The sequence below is a fragment of the Paraglaciecola sp. genome (assembly GCF_039964565.1).
Classification (GTDB): domain Bacteria; phylum Pseudomonadota; class Gammaproteobacteria; order Enterobacterales; family Alteromonadaceae; genus Paraglaciecola.
The window spans coordinates 13,660-31,179 of sequence record NZ_JBDVXF010000004.1 but is presented as its reverse complement, the minus strand read 5'-3'; the positions used below and the strand labels follow the sequence as shown (position 1 = coordinate 31,179).

Below are 17,520 nucleotides of genomic sequence, written 5' to 3'. Positions count from 1 at the left end.
AATTGCCCATGAATTGCCAGCTTGCTAGCCCAAACACTAATGTTGCAGATCGCAGCCCCTCACTTATCTTTTATCGCTTACCTTTTATCACTGTCATTCAACATTGCCGGCAAACTTGGCACTGGCCATGGCAGGTGCCGCTTCAATATCGGTTTTAAAGGTGGCATTCCAACGGTTTAGAAAACCAAATAGTGAAATCACTGCCACAATTTCTACTATCTGTACTTCGCTAAAATAGGTTTTGAGCCGGGTGAATTGTTGGTCTGTGACCGCGTTAGGCACCAGAGCCGCGTTACGTGCAACATCTAAGGCTTCTCGTTCAGCAGGGCTAAACAAGTCGCTACTTTGATACTCCCAAATCGCAGCGATTTTTTGCTCGGTAATACCATGCTTTAACGCCCCGTATTGGGTATGCGCTTGGCAATATTGGCAACTGCTGGCGCTGCTGGTCATCAAACCTAAGAGTTTTTTAAGTTCGTTATCCAGCTCACTTGGTTGATAGATAGACTGCACCAAAGCTAAAAACGCATTGAGCACCTGCGGCGAGCGCGCCATGATCAGTCCATCGTTCGGAGTAAACCCCATGATGTTTTCACCTTGCGCCATAATGCTTTGAAGCTCATCAGGCAATGAATCTATGGGTAAAGCGGAAAGTCGCGACATCAGTTATCCTTTAGGACGATTATAGTTACTAGGCTCGTTGAAAGCCTTTAGGAACCCCCGCATCCGGAGTAAATCCGTATAAGGGTTCATTTGGTAGTAAACTAGCCAAAATCTTGCGGGCCTCAAACATTCGTTCAAAATCAATTCCGGTTTTTAAGCCCATAGCTTCTAACATAAACACCAAATCTTCTGTGACTATGTTACCACTGGCCCCTGGAGCTGCAGGGCAACCGCCAATGCCTCCCATAGAAGAATCAACTGTAGTGATACCCACTTCTACCGCAGCCAAAGCGTTAGCCAAACCTTGACCTCGAGTATTATGTAAATGAATGCCTGTGAGGTTTTCTTTACCCACAGCGGCCCACACTTTTTTAACTAAACGTTTCACTTGAGCCGGGTTGCCCGAGCCTGTGGTATCCGATAGCCCCACTTCATCGCAACCTGCTTCCATTAATGCGACTGCCAGCTCTACCACTTTATCTTCGCTAATTGCTCCTTCAATGGTGCAACCAAATGCAGTAGCTAAACCGCCTTCAAATTTAGGGCGTTGCCCCTGAGGTAGGGTTTTTAGTAGTTCTGCAATTCGTTTTACTTCTTCCAACATTTGCTGATGAGTACGCTTTACGTTTCGTACGCTATGGGTTTCACTCACTGAAAAAGGAATACTCATTTTGGTTGGACCCACTTCAATCGCATTTTGTGCACCGCGTAAATTAGGTACCAAGACTGCAATTGATAAACCCGCAATTTCTTTAGCATAACGGGCAACTTCTGCGGTATCTGCAAGTTGTGGTAAGACTTTGGCTGGTACAAAGGAGCCCACCTCTATTTCAGGAATGCCAGCCGCAGCTAACGCATCAATCCACCGCAACTTATCAGCCGTGGGCATAATAGTACTAATGCTTTGCAGACCATCTCTGGGGCCAACTTCGCTGATTTCTATGTCAAATTTTGCCATGTTTTTTCCAAATTTATGCCTTGCGAATTCATAAGGCGAAATAACGAGATCTCATTAGTATCTTGAGATCCAAAGACGAAAAATAAAATACACGTCATCAGCCATCTCATGCAATGCTGTTTGATGGCAACACTGCCCTCAAATTGACAAATGTTAATTCGCTACTTTTACATTCAAACTCTATTGTTATAATATTATAACATAAAGACAAAAAGTAGTCTTTTCACAAAATTACATTGCAAGCTTTCAGAAATACAGGGAACAAAATTTAATGACAAATTCAGAACGTCTGCCCTTAAGTGGCATAAAAGTGATTGAATTTACGCACATGGTCATGGGGCCAACAGCAGGAGTAATTCTGGCTGACTTAGGGGCTGAAGTGATTAAAATTGAACCCTTAGGGGGCGACAACACTCGGCGCTTAAAAGGTTCAGGCTCGGGTTATTTTTCTATGTATAACCGCAACAAACAAAGTGTGTTTATCGATATTAAATCTGCTGAAGGCAAAGATGTGGCGAAGTCTCTAATAAAAGAAGCAGACATATTACTTGAAAACTTTCGACCTGGGGCGATGGAGAAATTAGGCCTAGGATACGAACAACTTAACACTCTGAATCCACGTTTAATCTACTGTTCTCTCAAAGGTTTTTTAAGTGGACCTTATGCGCACCGCACCGCACTCGATGAAGTCACGCAAATGATGGGTGGATTAGCCTACATGACAGGATTACCCGACAAACCGATGCGCGCTGGATCATCGGTGATTGATATTACCGGTGGCATGTTCGGTGTAATCGGCATTATGGCAGCGCTTGAAGAACGTCACCGCACTCAACAAGGTAAAAATGTCACTTGCTCATTATACGAAACCACTGCCTTTATGGTGGGCCAACATATGGCGCAGCAGGTAGTCACAGGAGAAGCACCACCTCCAATGTCGGTGCGCCGCTCAGCGTGGGCAATTTACGATATTTTTCATTGTGCTAACAATGAACAAGTATTCATTGGTGTAGTAAGCGATAGCCAATGGCGTATTTTTTGTGACGCATTTGGGCTTGAAGACTTTGCACAAGACCAAAGCTTAGCACTCAACAACGGTCGGGTTGCACAGCGAGAGCGTATTTTACCTGTCATTAATGAAGTCTTTGCAACACTGAGCAAAGAACAACTTATGGCTAAATTAGAAAAATCCGGCTTGCCGTTCGCCCCTATCAATAAACCTTCTGACTTATTTGACGATCCTCACTTAAACGCCGGTGGTTTAGTAGAGGTAACCTTACCAGATGGCACTAAAACCAAATTACCTGGATTACCTCTGGAAATGAATAACCAACGTATGCCACTGCGCCACGACATTCCAAAAGACCAAGGTAACTCGGTCGCGACCTTACAGGCTGCTGGATTTAGTGAAGACGACATTCAAAAATTACTGTCGCTAGGCATTATCGACGCTTAGAGAGCACTAGCCTCATAGTGTTACCTCTACGAAAAAAGCCGCTGTTACGGTTAATAACAAGCGGCTTTTTTCGTCAATCTATTTTAAAGTCACAATACTCTCTTGAAACTCCCTGAAGTTCGGCTTAATTCAGTCTCGGGCTGACTCAACACTAACTCAGCGCGGATTCCATCCTAAGTTAACCATGGATATTGAGCTTGATAACACTCTTTAAACGTCTCTATTTTCGATTGAGATTTAAGGGTCAAAGCTATGCCATCTAATCCTTCTAGTAACATCGCTTGTTGCGCCGCTAAAATAGTAAATTCAAAACGCTGGATTTCAAGATTGTCGTTTAATGAAACGGCGCTGACATACGATTCGAGCAAATTGATGTTGAGCTGATGGTTCTGAGGATCTTGCTGTACATGTTTTGCTAACATCAACACCTGTTGGTTTTCTAAGACCACGGGCAAGATGCCATTTCTAATACAATTATGATAAAAAATCGAACCAAAACCCGGCGCAATAACCGCTTTAATGCCATATTCTTTTAAAGCCCAAACCGCGTGTTCACGAGACGAACCACAGCCAAAATTATCCCCTGCCAACAAAATACTGGTGCGAGAGTACTGAGGTTGATTCAGTACAAACTCAGGATTAGGCTCGCGGCCATTAGGCAACGTATAGCGCCACCCTGCAAAGAGCCCTTCGCCTAGGCCTTGTTTTGAGACCAGTTTCATTTCCCGTGAAGGGATGATCGCGTCTGTATCGATATTTATTTGCAGCATAGGTGCTGCCACACCTTGATGAATAGTGAACTTTTCCATTACAAATACTCCCTCACATCAGCGATACACCCAGCAATGGCCGAAGCGGCAACGGTGGCTGGACTGGCTAAATGTGAACGGGTTTCTGGGCCTTGACGGCTTTCAAAGTTGCGATTGGTGCTAGTCACTACTCTTTGCTGATATCCAAAACTTTCACCACCCGCAAAAAAACACATCGAACAACCTGATTCACGCCACTGGAAACCGGCATCGATAAAAATTTTGTCGAGACCTTCGGCTTCAGCTTCACGTTTAACTGTTGACGAACCGGGTACACATATAGCGTTAATACCCGCTGCTACTTTACGTCCTTTTAGTACCTTTGCCGCTAAGCGTAAATCCGACAATCGGCTGTTGGTGCATGACCCAATAAACGCTGCGCCAATCGGCAAACCTTTTAAGGCTGTACCCGGTTGCAAATCCATATATTCGAAGGCACGACTCATGGCTTTAACTTGGTTTTCGGTGGCGCTATTGTGTATTTCAGGTACCACCGAGTCCACGCCACAAGCATGTTGCGGGCTGTTTCCCCAAGTTATGGTTGGGCTAATATCGGCGCAATCGATATCAATAATTTTGTCAAATTCGGCTTGTTCATCACTAAACAGAGTTTGCCAAGAATTAACCGCTTGATCCCACAACTCGCCCTTAGGAGAATATTCTCGCCCTTGCAGGTATTCTATGGCCTTCGCATCAGGCGCAACTAAGCCTGTAAACGCCGAAAACTCAACCGCCATGTTGCACAAGGTTAAACGCCCTTCAATCTCTAAATCAGTCACGGCGCTGCCACTAAATTCGATAACATAACCTGCACCACCCGCCGCTCCATAAGCGCCGATAAGGTGTAAAATCATATCTTTTGCGCTCACACCAAACCCTAGTTCACCATTAAAATTGACCTTCATGGTTTTAGGTTTGCTTACCCGAAGTGTTTTGGTAGCCAGTGCATGTTCTGCCTCACTTGAACCTATGCCCCAAGCTAATGCTCCCAGCGCACCTTGAGAGCAGGTATGACTATCGGGACACACTAAAGTAGCGCCGGGTTGCACTATTCCGAGTTCCGGAGAAACGACATGTACTATGCCTTGCTGTGGATCATTCACATCAAATAGTTTGATATTGGCATCCACACAAGCTTGCCGCGTGGCCAAAATAAAGTCCTTGCCGCTTGGCACTTTAGTGTTGTCATCTCTACCAATAACGGTGTCTACTATGTGGTCCATAGTACAAAACACATGTTCTGGCGACACTACCGCTCTGCCATCGGCTTGCAAACTTTTGAGGGCGATAGAGCCGGTACGTTCGTGTAAAAATACCCTATCGATATAAATCAATGCAGCACCATCGTCTAATTCAGTCACTAAGTGCCGCTGCCAAATTTTTTCAAATAATGTTCTTTGCACAATATTTACTCACTTCCTGTTTGACTAAGACTTCGCATCGACGCCTTAATCGCTGCGAAACGCCCTTCTATACCGTTTTGGGCAACACACATCTGGATGTTTTCTGGTAAATTTGCGTCGTCTAGTCTGTCCACATATTGCTTTAAAACACTGGAAGACCAGCGAATGATATGAGTGGGCACAGTGACTGGGCGCAACTGTTCGGGGCGCTCATTCATAAAGGCGGCCCTATAGGCTAAGTGGTAATTTTCTCCGGCATTGAAATAAGCCATTAACGTATCGTGCACTGCTTCAGGTGGGATTTCGGCTTGGCTCACTCTGGCTTGTTCCGTGGTATCAAACCACGGGAAGTAATGAAATAGCTGACTCGCCATTTTCCATACCAGTGTTAAATGTGAACCATCTTTTTTGGGTTTAATGTCTGGAAAATAGTGTTTCACTATGGCATCACGTTCTTGGTCTTTAAACCACGCGGCGTTTTCTAGCACAATCCCCTTGATAACGGTTGGGTAAACTTTAGCAAACTCTATGGCAATTTGAGCTCCGGTAGCTGAGCCATAAATTATCGGTTTGTGGACCTCAAGCTTTTCTATAAAAGCATGCAAGGCTGCAACATAAGGCTGCAAACTGGTGTTGGGTTGTTGCTCTGAATCATTATCACTTTGAGGTAAAGGATCAGACTGGCCGTAGCCCGGGGTATCTATGGCAATCACGTGAAACGAGTCGGATAACGCGTTCATCATAGGCACCATCATGGCGGATGACATAGGTGAAGCATGCAACAAAATAACAGTGGGCAGCTCTCTTTGGCCTTGGCTGCGATAATGAATTTGCCAGGGTGTAGCGTCACCCAAAGTCACATAATGTTTAAGAACTGGCATACTGGACATGACGGCTACTCCAAACCTAACGTTTGTGGATTAACCCGCGCTTCGGGATCCACTAACGCCTTAATACCTTGAATGATTTTATAGGTATCTGTCTGTAAGCCCTCTTTGAAAGAATATGCTTTGCCAATCTGTAAATGCACCCCGCCTAGATCCTTGAAGAAGGTACTGAGCTCGCTGCGGATTTCATGGACTTTTTCTCTAGCTGGCAAGTTTTCTTCAAACTTAGTGATTTTTGCCAGATAGTCAGCTTCTACACTTTTTTCATGGATTTCGGTATAAGCATCAGGCCAGAAAAAAACCGGCTCTAATACAAAACAATTAGTGGCGACGGTGGCAAATAAATAACCCACGCCTATCTCAAATTTTTCCATGTCGGCAGCATGTTTGGCAAAAATGGCTTCCACCCCGTCATGGGCTTGTTTAATTTTTGAATGGGAAAATAAACCGTGCACAGGTACCCAACGCTCACCTTGTGGACCCAGCATATTATTGACCGGTCCAAATGGATTAGAGCGGGTTATTTTTGGAATACTATTTTCAATTTCGTTACCGTTGAATTGTTTTGCGATTGCACGAATATCACTGATGCGCGCATCGACCGCTGCGTCGATACGATCTTCCACAATGATTTGCACCGAATAAGCCACGTCTTTCATATAGCTGCGCCCTGCCATCGCCAGTTTCGCACCATCTTTAATGGCTCCGAGAATTGAACCTGAAGATTTCATCACGCCAGCTAAGGCTTTGACATCTTTACCTAAGCTTTCTCTTTTTAGACGTTGCGCTTGTAAAAAAGGGTCAAAACCAAAACATTCCATGGCTAAACCTTGCCGTGAAATCTCGCTCATGGCAGCTATACAATCATCTGCTTGTTTGAAATCGAAAGCTAAAAAGCCTTTAGCGGGTAATTCAGGTATTAAGCGAAACGTGGCTGTTGCCTTAAAGCCAAACGCACCATTGTCACAGGTAAAAAGGCCGGTAAGATCAGGACCATAATGGCGAAAAAACGGCGTGCTATTCACTTGTGCAGCTGAGCCTGTGGTCACTAAGGTACCATCACCTAAGGCCACTTCTAAACCCAATACTGAGTCGACTGCAGTGCCAAATTGCCCCGATCCCCAAAAAATCGAATTTTGCGACAGACCTCCGCCAACCGTGGCTTTGCTGCCTGAAAGTGTTCCCCAATACGGAGTACGAAACCCCGAGCCTTTCAGGGACTCATGCAGTTTTTTCCAGCTACAGCCACATTCAACTGTTACGTACATATCTTGAATGTTAATTTCGAGCACTCTATTCATACGGCTCAAATCTACCAAAACACTGTTCTTTTTAGCAGGTACATAACCTTTTGTGTAAGACATGCCACCACCGCGAGGCACCACAAACATATCAAATGCGGCGGCAATTTTTAGAATTTCGCTCAACTGTTGTTTGTTATCGGGACTCACCACTATCTGTGCTGGAATGTCTTTGGTAAACACATCCTGTGCAAACAGACTGGTAGAATAATCGTCGACCAAGACATTATCTTTACCCAAAACCGCTTCCATAGCAGTCAATACGTCTTGTTTAGAATGTATATTTTTATCCAATGTCATTTCCTTAGCACTTTTTACAAAATGCGCATTAAGTTAATGTAAATGCCACCAAAACACTAATGACCTATCAATAAGTCTTTATAACATCGAATTGAATTCACGACAATTGATTCTTTGCGGCTTATGCCATATTGATATATCATTTTGGAAAACCATAGCAATACAAAACTGAGAAGGATAAATCATGTCATTTGATTCTCAATTCGCGTCTTTGGCACAATCTCAATTAGATAATGGCTCCCCTACTCCTCTATATTTCCAGCTATACAGTTTGCTCAAAAAAAATATCTTGAACGGAAGTCTAGAGGATGGATCGCAACTCCCAACTGAGCTCAATTTATCCGAGACATTTAACATTTCACGGATAACCGCGAAACGCGCCCTAGACGAATTAGCTGCCGATGGGCTAGTAGCAAGACGTAGAGCCAAAGGAACACATGTTACCCACCAATATCAGCCTAATCCGATAAAAGCCCCCCTTGTTGGCATGTTGCAAGAACTGGAATTTATGGGTCAGCATTCTGATGCTAAAGTAATTGAATTACTCAACACTCGACCTCCCGCAAACATTGCTAAGGAATTTGATTTAGGTGAGGGTGAAACTTTATTAAAGATGACCCGCGTGCGTAGTCGTCAACATGAGGCATTTGGATATTACTCAAGCTGGAGTAAAGGACTACATAAGCTCAATGATAAAGCCAGTATCGAATCCCTTACTAGGCTCGAAATATTTCGTGAAAACGGTATCGAAATCAAACATGTAAAACAAATACTCAGTGCATCAGCGGCCACACCTGAAGTAGCCAAAGAGTTGGGAGTTGATGTGGGCTTTCCGCTGCTTAACCTAACGCGCCAGTCTTATGATGAAAACGAAAACTTAGTTGATTATTTAAACGCTTTGTATCACCCCGACCGTTTCCAATATCGCATGGACTTAACGCCAGATTCCGCAGGTTAATTGCTTACTTAAAGCGCTTTTTTTAAAGTGTTAACTGTTAATCTAGACTGATTTTTAGAGAAAAGACCCCATAAAAAAACGCCATTTAAAATCCATGCCAATTAGTAGAGAAAACTTTTAATACTCGATTGGTAATTTATTGATGTAAAACAATAAAAGTGGGTTCCGGCCAAAAGATCGCCGGAATGACGAAGCAGAGGGATGGCAGTAAGGGCTGCCGGAATGACCGTAATCCCCCTTGTCATTCCCGAATGCTTTTATTGGGAATCCAATGTTAAATAGACTGACTGGCGTTACATAAAAAAACGCCATTTAAAATCCATGCCAATTAGTAGAGAAAACTTTTAATACTCGATTGGTAATTTATTGATGTAAAACAATAAAAGTGGATTCCGGCCAAAAGATCGCCGGAATGACGAAGCTGAGGGATGGCAGTAACGGCTGCCGGAATGACCGTAGTCCCTCTTGTCATTCCCGAATGCTTTTATCGGGAATCCAATGTTAAATAGACTGACTGGCGTTCCATAAAAAAACGCCATTTAAAGTCAATGCCAATTAGTAGAGAAAACTTTTAATACTCGATTGGTAATCTATTGATGTAAAACAATAAAAGTGGATTCCGGCCAAAAGATCGCCGGAATGACGAAGCTGAGGGATGGCAGTAACGGCTGCCGGAATGACCGTAGTCCCTCTTGTCATTCCCGAATGTTTTTATCGGGAATCCAATGTTAAATAGACTGACTGGCGTTCCATAAAAAAACGCCATTTAAAATGGCGTTTTCTTTTGATTCAATCAACCTTTCGGTAAATTACAATGGTTTAACTGCCCCAAAGAAAGCAACAGTTAGAATCAATACCCAGTATAGGTAAGCAAGTTTACGCCCGAAACGAATTGAGCGATCCAATGTGGCTTCCACCTCAGCATTTTCTCCTTTTGCCAAAACAATAAACAACTCACTCCACTCTCGCATGATAAAGCGCAACTTAAGGCCAATCATCAAGGTACAACCATAAAAGAACATCTTAATTGAAAACCATTTTTGTCCGGTTTCAGCCATCAAAGGTCCATCACCAAATAATGACCAAAGGCTAGTGATTAACAATGCAGGTATCACGACAAAACGAATACTCTCGTCGAACTTAGTTAAACGAATACCCTTTTCTGTATCGCGATAATAATAAGCAGACCAACACAAGCCTAACCACATAGCGAATACAATCCACATACCAACTAACCAGTTTCCGCCAAGGGGTTGAACTCCCCAAAAGTGCCCCATGTGTAAGCCAAGCGGCAATAACATGATGATGCCAGTACGTGCCAGAATATCGATACGATACGCCGTTTCCATGTGGCGTCGACGTTCATCCATCGACAATTTTCGGTTGATAACATTGAACGAAGTTTGAAACACTCCCCACTCACCACCTAACCAATACACCATTGCCACAATGTGCAACCACCTTAGAATGGGTAACTGATACATTTCAATAAAAGACATAAATTGACCCTTGTTATATTTAATTATTTTTAGCTGGGGTAATCGCTACCTGTTTACCTGCTTGGTACTTGATTACCACCCTGAGTAAAACTTTACGCTAGGGTCTTTTAATGCAGAATGATGAATATCAATTTGTAGATGTTATGTACTTTAAATCCACCAGCATCAAAGCAATGGCGATGGCAATTTGAACAAAAGTAGGGAGCGCTAGTTTATTTTGGTAGCCCCTTATAACCTGTTGGAGAACAAAATCAGATAGTCTCCATAGGAAAAAGTTACCCATACATTAATAGATTAACCAGTTATTTGACTATGTTTGCCGTGGACGTAGGCAAATGAAAATCCTATGCTAATGATAAGTTTTACATCTTAGCAAAGTCTCATGTCACAGATTCATACATGCCAAAATTGCGGTAAACAATATCAAGGCTATTATTGCAATTGGTGTGGCGAACGATTATTTGACAATAAACAGCGGCAGATTTCGGTGTTAGCCACAAACCTTATCGAATCACTCTTCAATGTCGACGGTAAACTCTTAACGTCAATTCGGCTGTTTATAACTAAACCTGGCTATTTAGCATATCAACATTGGCGTGGTGTGCGCATGTCTTATATGTCGCCAGTGTCTTTTTTCTTAATCATCAACGTCATTTATTTTCTTTTTTCACCCATGACCGATTTTGCTTTGCCACTGCATAATCAAGCGATGCAACCTTATAGTGAGTGGGTTCAGCCAACTATTGATAGCTATCTAGCCAATACAGAAATAACCTTTGAAAAACTGGCCATACAGTATGATGCGATTAGCTCAGCATTGGCGAAATCATTGGTCATACTGAGCATTCCGTTTTTGGTTCCTTTTATATGGATCGTTAATCCAAGTAGAAAGTATTACCTACTAGATCACTGTGTCAGCGCTCTTTATTTATACTCATTTGTTTTAGTTTGGCCAATTATACTCGGCGGAATTATGTCGCTACTTAGTTGGTCGTCCATTGATTTATCGCCGTTTGGGATCACTGGTTTAGGCCTGTTACTGACAAGTTATTATGTTTATAGCTTTTTTTTTCAAGTTCAAATGTACCAAAACACCATATTGCTCAGCGCTTTAAAGTCGATGGTTATATTAATTGGCATAGCAGTATCACACTTTATTTATCGCTTCATTCAATTTTGGCTTGTGTGGTGGCAAATAACTTAATATCTAACATGTCTATGTAGAACTAAATTTGTGGGGTAATTAGTCGTAGTTCAGTATCTGAAATACTCGCCAACCATAATCAACAATACGCAGCTTTTTGCCCCTATTTGCCTGTAATCGTTGTCTACACCACAAAACCTAAACTTGGTACCTTGCCAGACGCACAATATTAATAGGGATTATCCGATAAATTCACTTGAGACAAACTAGGCCCAAAGTATTTTCAATGTTATAAACACCTACCCTGGGATTAAATGCGACCGGTAAGCATTTGTAGTTTTTCAGGTATCAGGTGTAACTTAGGGTTATGATCGAAGTGAGTATAAATGTCAGATAAAAGTTTAAATTCTCAGATAATTTCCTATAAAGAGCATTGGCGAGCGGCATTGTCTAGATACTCTTTTTTGCTATTGAAAAAGAGTATCTAGCTCGAAGGGGGTCGGGAAATTAACTGTATGGATGCAGATGCAGATGCAGATGCAGTGTTAGAGCATGCTCTTTGGCAACTCACATTTAAACTCAGTGTGTTGTTGCCAACTTTCTGCTAAATCTAATAAGTAGTTATCGCTGCCTAAGGGTCCAACAATTTGCATACCTGCTGGTAACGACTGAGTGCTTAACATCGGTAATGACACTGCTGGTAATCCTGCTTGATTGGCAAAACTTGTTAAGTCAGCTTGGTTGGCTGGTACTGGATCATCAAAAGAAAATGCCCGCTGTAAGTTAGTGGGCATAAGAATCGCATTACCTTGCTTAAATAGCTGCCGCGCTAACACTTTGGCCTTATCCAATACGCGTTCGGATCCCATAATATCCATAGGGGATTTACGTTCGATATACGACAACATACCGCGCATATAGTCCGAGAATAAATGCTGGTTATCTTGCCAGTCAGCTTGGTGCTCAATACGCATATCGGCTTCACATAGTAATAATCCCGCGCGCCGCGCCGCAGCAAAGTTGTACTCGGAAAAATCAAAATACTGCAATGTAAAACCAAGGTCTGTAAACGCACTTAAATTGGCATTAAAGTCAGCGACTATATCTGCCGCTACGCCTAACTGTTCTAAATTTCGTGGTACCAAGAGTATTTTATTATCTGGGTAGGAATAACTATCAAAGACACCAAAATCGAATGAAGCAGCCGAGTCTTGGTCAAATGCCTTCAGTACATTCATGGCTAAGGTTAAATCTTTTGCCGAGCGGGCCATTGGACCAATACAGTCCATAACGCGACTACAAGTGACCGAACCGCTATTACTCACTGCTCCTCGGCTGGGTTTGAAACCAAAAATACCGCAATATGCGGCCGGAATACGAACCGAGCCCATAGTATCGGTACCTAGCGCCAAACCTACCATACCCGAGGCAACCGCGGCCGCTGATCCGCCGGATGAACCTCCTGGGGTAAATCCTTGTTTATATGGATTATGGCAATTACCAAAATGTTCATTTTGATTGGTGGCACCCAGTGCACCTTCGTGCATATTGAGTTTACCCATAAACTGCGCCCCAGTCTGGCGCAAACGGTTAACCACAAATGCGTCCTGAACCGCTTGGCGTCCTACTCGGGTGGCCATGCCTGCGGTGGTAGCAAACCCCAATACATCAATATTGTCTTTGACTCCAAAACATATTCCTTGGAACAACGACTTTAAAGATGTGGTAGACCCCGAAAAAGATTCCTTAGATGAAAACGCTGGCATTTGGTATTCAATAAAAGCATTAATTGTCGGATTGAGCGATTCAATCAATGCAAATTGCTCAGTAGCCAACTCTTTAGCCGAAATTTGTTTATCCTTAATTAGCGCAATATGTGTGCTCACATCTTGGCTTAGCAGCGCGATATCCATTATTTAAACCTTTTGTCTATCAAGCGAATTGGTTTCTGCCTAATGTCTACTTGTGTCAAAGGTGTTAATTCACCTTCACCCACCAACACCACTTTAACTTCTATGCCTATCTTACGTTTTAACAATTCGATATAGGCTGGTAACAAGTTATCGCGATCTGCTTCTGGTGTTGATACTTCGACCCGCACTATCATTTCGTCGCGTCCGTTTGCTTCGCGCACCGCTTCACAGATAAATTCACCCAAGAATTCGCTGCGCTCGTCGAGCATAGGACCGATTCCTTGAGGATAAATGTTGATGCCGCGGAGTTTGACCATGTTGTCAGAACGCCCCATAAAACCTTTGATACGTTTAAAAGGCATATTTAGGGAATTGTCGCCTAACACTTCTTGGCTAATATCATGGGTGTTAAAACGAATAATCGGGTACACATCATCTTTGTATAAACAGGTCACCACCATATTTCCTGTGGTTCCGGGAGTGACTCGTTCGTTAGTATCGGTATCCAGTAATTCTAAAAATTGTGCGTCTTCCCATACATACATGCCATTATGGTCGGGGCCTTCAGCGGCAATGGTGCCGGTATCACCTACGCCATACCAATCGAATAATTCTGGATTACCCCAGGTTTTGGCAATGCTTTCGCGGCTTTCCATGCCTAAGTGACCAATGATCATATCGATTTTAATGTCTTGACCCGGTACTAAACCTTCTTCTTTGGCAACATCGGCAAGACGCTTGATATAGTCCACAAAACCAACCAGTACATTAACCCCAAAGGTTTTCATCAAATTCACTTGCTGCACCGAGCGAGTTTCTACCCCAGTACCTGCCGACAAAAACATCGAGTTAGTATATTTAGTCACAGCTTCACGAATATAATGTCCACCGTTAATCATACCGTGGCCATAGCAAGACTGAATAGTCGCTGCAGGTTTTAGCCCCATAAATCGATACGAACGCGCCACCAGCAAGGATTGTACTTCGCGACTTTTAGGACCGAATAATAAGGGTTGCGGCGTGCCAGTGGTTCCACTAGTGGTATGAAACACTAAAGGCGGGCGTTGCTCAGGTGGAATACCGTCAAGGCCGTGAAAATCACCTATGGGTGGATATTGCTCAACACTTTCCATGATATCTGACTTTGAAATCAACGGCAGTTTTTCAATATCCTTAAGGCTTTGAATATCTTCTGGTTTGACTCCAGCCTTACCCCAGATACGCTGATAGAAAGGAATGTCCCACGCTCGTTTTACGACTTGCATAAAACGTACATTCTGCAATTCTTCTAAGGTTCTGCGGCTCATGCCCGCAAACTGCTCAAATACATCATCACCTAATGGATAGTCTTTTAACATCTGCTCATAGTCAAAGGACTCGAAATAGGTCGGGTATGTGGTTGTCTTTTTTGATTTACTGGGTGTGTTTGATGGCATATCGACCAAATTTTCCATTGTTTTACCTACTTCTGACAAGTGCTGCTACTAGACTATTAATATTCGGGATTTGCTCGAGTTGGTCTATGCTATTTATCAAATGCTCAAGGTTAAACTCATCAAATGCTAAAATTGCGCTGTGATAAGCCGCTTTAAACTTAGCAAGTTGTGCCTCGCGACTAAGAGGATTTTGTGGACTGCCCAAGACATGTTGCAAATTAACTGTTAATTCTTCCCCTGAGTTTAAGGTAACCATCACAGTCACTGGTGCTAGGGCATTCAAATCTTGAGTATCATTTAAATGAGTAAACACTTTAGCGCCCAGTTCTAGGCGCGTGTTATCGCTTAAAAATTCCTGTTCAAAATCAGCCACTGCAACACTACCTGCCAACAACACACTGGCTGCAATGTAACCATTGCACAACTTGGCATAACTGGCGTCCATGTCGTCTTTAATAGGCCGCCCTACCAATTTATTGATTAATGGCGTTGCATACACATCGATTCTGGCGATGTCTTGCGCACTAAAGCCATGTTGTGTTTGCAATTGCTGTAAACCATCAACCGTGCCGTGGCCGGCTCGACCGGTAGGAAAAGGTTTATGGCTCACTTGTTCTATTTGATATTCAATACCAATTTTTTGCACTAATGGCGTGAGATCAAAGCTGTCTTCGAATAACTGAAAATAACCGTAAGGTCCTTGCAGTATGTCTTTAGGGCCAGCGAAGCCGGCTACTGCCATATCTACCGCGCGAATACCCGCCGAGGAATTAATACCTATTTGCATGGCTAACATTGGCGATCCTTCTACATGAGATTGCATGGTGCCGCTAAGTTGGCTATAGGCGATACCTAAGGCGTTGTGTAGGGTTTCGCCTTGTATTGATTGCATCGCACATATACCAGCGGTTGCACCTAAGCAGCCACAAATTGAAGGCCGAAAAAACTTTAAACTAGAAGTGACACACTGACCAATTAACGTCGCCACATCCACCGCAATCACCACTCCTAATATCAGTTGCTGGCCCGATAAATTATGTTGCTGGGCATAAGCGACTAAAGACGACAAAATTACTGCCATTGGGTGCACTACGGCGGGTTCGTGTACACAATCCCATTCTTGATTATGTATTTGATAGCCGTTTATCGCCGCAGCCGATACTGCAGGCATCCATTCGCCGGTTACCCAAACTTGGGCTTGATGTGCTTCTCCCCACTGACTTATCGCTTGTTTAATTTTAGCGACATTGGGCACGCGCGAACCGCTGATGCCTACGCCTATTGAATCAAGAATAAAGGTTTTGCAAGCGCTCACTGCCGACTCGGGTAAACCTTCATAGGTACTATTTTCAATGTGTTCTATCAACAACTTGATGGCGTCGGGTGAATGACTCATAAATTAAATGCTCAGTTCTGGGCTAAGTAAGCCTGAAAATGTGGAAATAGGTGCCGTTTGCAACCAATCAAACGCACACAATTGCTCAATCTTGTGTTGGCTCATGCCTCCATGTCTTAACAACATCTGCGCTTTATGATGCCGTTGTTTTTGAGACAGAGGTTTTTCTGGATCCCCTAAGGTATCTTGTTGCTGATGTTCAATACGCTGGCCGTTTTTTAGCACCACTGAACATTTAGCACCAAAATGTTGCGGGTATTGAGACTCGATATCCTCATCAATATAAACATGAATACGTTGACGTAACTCGAAAGACGCGGCTTCTACAATTGCATTCACTGCGTAGTGTTCGAGTAGAGGTTCGCCCCAAAGTAAAATGGCGGCAAGAGCATGTTGAATACTAAATTTAGCCTCCAAACTCGTTTCTGGTGTGACGCGATCACAGAACAATTGGGCATCTTGATAAACCCCTACTTCAATACGTTCGATGTCATCTGCGTCAATGCTATGTTTGTTTAGTATTTCTAACAACACATCCATGGCCCCATGGGCATGACGACAAGCCGGCCAAGGTTTAAAACTACAATCGTAAATACGCCAGATAGGGTGTGCTTTAATAAAGTTTTCAATTGAAGGGTCGTCTGACAGTGCGTTAAATATGCCCTGTGGCCCTTCTAGAATATATTCTGGCCCGGTTAAGTTTTGTTTGCTCATAAAAGCCGCCATCAAACCCGAGCGACTGGCTTCTGCGTTATGCCATTGTTTGGTTAAGACTTTTTCGTTACGCATTTGCCATAGCCCACCGGTTGTACTACCGGCGTTGCCTAATGCCGAAACTGTTTGCTGCAGTGACAACTCAAACACCGACGCCGCGGCCATTGCTGAACCTAAAACCCCACAAGTTGCTGTGTTGTGGAAATAGCGATAATGACTACGCCCAATCGCTTCCCCCATTCGAATAGTGACTTCATAACCTTTGATGATTGCGGTTAGAAAAGCTTCCAAAGAGCACTCAGATTGCTCAGCCGCTGCCAAGGCCGCTGGGATCACCACAGGCCCTGGATGTAAGATAGAGGTACGATGTATATCGTCCATCTCTAACACATTGCCTAGGGCACCATTGTACTGAGCGGCGTTTTGCATGTTAACTTTCTGGCCATCAATCGCAGTACATTTACCTGCGTCATCAAGCAACAACAAGGCTTGGTAGGCACGCTCTGCCTCTGATAATTTCGCCGCGCTAGCACAGGCTACCCAATCGAGTACATGTTGGCCCGCGCGAGTTAGGTCAGCTTGGGTAATAGGCATTTGATTAATGTCAATTAACAACTGTTTGGTAAGTGAATGACTAGTTGGCAACTTAACTTTATTCCTATACTCTTTAATTTGTCCGGACA

14 protein-coding genes are annotated in these 17,520 nt (G+C 43.4%); 3 read left to right on the top strand and 11 right to left on the bottom strand.

What is annotated here, in order from left to right; all coding sequences use genetic code 11:
• Window positions 1-93: 93 nt before the first annotated feature.
• Both ABJK37_RS00860 and ABJK37_RS00855 read right to left on the bottom strand, forming a co-directional pair.
• A complete protein-coding gene (locus ABJK37_RS00860) occupies window positions 94-663 on the bottom strand; it encodes a carboxymuconolactone decarboxylase family protein (RefSeq protein ID WP_348349129.1) in 570 nt (189 codons plus the stop codon).
• Window positions 664-691: 28 nt separating this feature from the next.
• The gene (locus tag ABJK37_RS00855) at window positions 692-1,621 is read right to left on the bottom strand and encodes a hydroxymethylglutaryl-CoA lyase (protein ID WP_348349127.1); all 930 of its coding nucleotides are present in this window, start codon (window positions 1,619-1,621) and stop codon (window positions 692-694) included.
• Between the two features lie 271 nt (window positions 1,622-1,892).
• Between ABJK37_RS00855 and ABJK37_RS00850 the strand changes: the two genes are divergently transcribed.
• Complete coding sequence (locus ABJK37_RS00850; protein WP_348349125.1) at window positions 1,893-3,077, top strand: CoA transferase; 1,185 nt, start codon at window positions 1,893-1,895, stop codon at window positions 3,075-3,077.
• A gap of 173 nt (window positions 3,078-3,250) precedes the next feature.
• Here ABJK37_RS00850 and leuD read toward each other — a convergent pair whose 3' ends face one another.
• The 4 genes from leuD to ABJK37_RS00830 are packed head-to-tail and all read right to left on the bottom strand — an operon-like array spanning window position 3,251 to window position 7,771.
• Window positions 3,251-3,886 (bottom strand): 3-isopropylmalate dehydratase small subunit, encoded by a 636-nt coding sequence (gene leuD, locus ABJK37_RS00845; protein ID WP_348349123.1) that lies wholly within the window; start codon window positions 3,884-3,886, stop codon window positions 3,251-3,253.
• Complete coding sequence (locus ABJK37_RS00840) at window positions 3,886-5,289, bottom strand: 3-isopropylmalate dehydratase large subunit (protein ID WP_348349121.1); 1,404 nt, start codon at window positions 5,287-5,289, stop codon at window positions 3,886-3,888. The genes leuD and ABJK37_RS00840 overlap by 1 nt, the downstream gene beginning before the upstream one ends.
• Window positions 5,290-5,294: 5 nt before the next feature.
• Entirely contained in the window at window positions 5,295-6,179 is an 885-nt protein-coding gene (locus ABJK37_RS00835) for an alpha/beta hydrolase (RefSeq protein ID WP_348349119.1), read from the bottom strand.
• 5 nt (window positions 6,180-6,184) lie between these two features.
• Window positions 6,185-7,771 carry an FAD-binding oxidoreductase gene (locus ABJK37_RS00830; RefSeq protein ID WP_348349117.1) on the bottom strand — a complete coding sequence of 529 codons (1,587 nt, stop codon included), beginning with the start codon at window positions 7,769-7,771 and terminating at the stop codon, window positions 6,185-6,187.
• A gap of 190 nt (window positions 7,772-7,961) precedes the next feature.
• Here ABJK37_RS00830 and ABJK37_RS00825 point away from each other — a divergent pair, with 190 nt between their 5' ends.
• Complete coding sequence (locus ABJK37_RS00825; protein ID WP_348349115.1) at window positions 7,962-8,735, top strand: GntR family transcriptional regulator; 774 nt, start codon at window positions 7,962-7,964, stop codon at window positions 8,733-8,735.
• Between the two features lie 809 nt (window positions 8,736-9,544).
• On the opposite strand, the gene ABJK37_RS00820 is transcribed toward ABJK37_RS00825, so the two are convergent.
• Window positions 9,545-10,234 carry a hypothetical protein gene (locus ABJK37_RS00820; RefSeq protein ID WP_348349113.1) on the bottom strand — a complete coding sequence of 230 codons (690 nt, stop codon included), beginning with the start codon at window positions 10,232-10,234 and terminating at the stop codon, window positions 9,545-9,547.
• Window positions 10,235-10,616: 382 nt separating this feature from the next.
• Between ABJK37_RS00820 and ABJK37_RS00815 the strand changes: the two genes are divergently transcribed.
• Window positions 10,617-11,438 carry a DUF3667 domain-containing protein gene (locus tag ABJK37_RS00815; RefSeq protein WP_348349111.1) on the top strand — a complete coding sequence of 274 codons (822 nt, stop codon included), beginning with the start codon at window positions 10,617-10,619 and terminating at the stop codon, window positions 11,436-11,438.
• Window positions 11,439-11,923: 485 nt separating this feature from the next.
• On the opposite strand, the gene ABJK37_RS00810 is transcribed toward ABJK37_RS00815, so the two are convergent.
• The 4 genes from ABJK37_RS00810 to ABJK37_RS00795 are packed head-to-tail and all read right to left on the bottom strand — an operon-like array spanning window position 11,924 to window position 17,482.
• Entirely contained in the window at window positions 11,924-13,291 is a 1,368-nt protein-coding gene (locus ABJK37_RS00810) for an amidase (protein WP_348349109.1), read from the bottom strand.
• Window positions 13,291-14,745: a phenylacetate--CoA ligase family protein gene (locus ABJK37_RS00805; protein ID WP_348349107.1), complete on the bottom strand. Its 1,455-nt coding sequence runs from the start codon at window positions 14,743-14,745 to the stop codon at window positions 13,291-13,293. The genes ABJK37_RS00810 and ABJK37_RS00805 overlap by 1 nt, the downstream gene beginning before the upstream one ends.
• Before the next feature lie 4 nt (window positions 14,746-14,749).
• Complete coding sequence (locus ABJK37_RS00800; protein ID WP_348349105.1) at window positions 14,750-16,123, bottom strand: MmgE/PrpD family protein; 1,374 nt, start codon at window positions 16,121-16,123, stop codon at window positions 14,750-14,752.
• Between the two features lie 3 nt (window positions 16,124-16,126).
• Window positions 16,127-17,482, bottom strand: a complete 1,356-nt coding sequence (locus ABJK37_RS00795) for an MmgE/PrpD family protein (RefSeq protein ID WP_348349103.1) — start codon at window positions 17,480-17,482, stop codon at window positions 16,127-16,129.
• Between the last annotated feature and the right edge of the window lie 38 nt (window positions 17,483-17,520).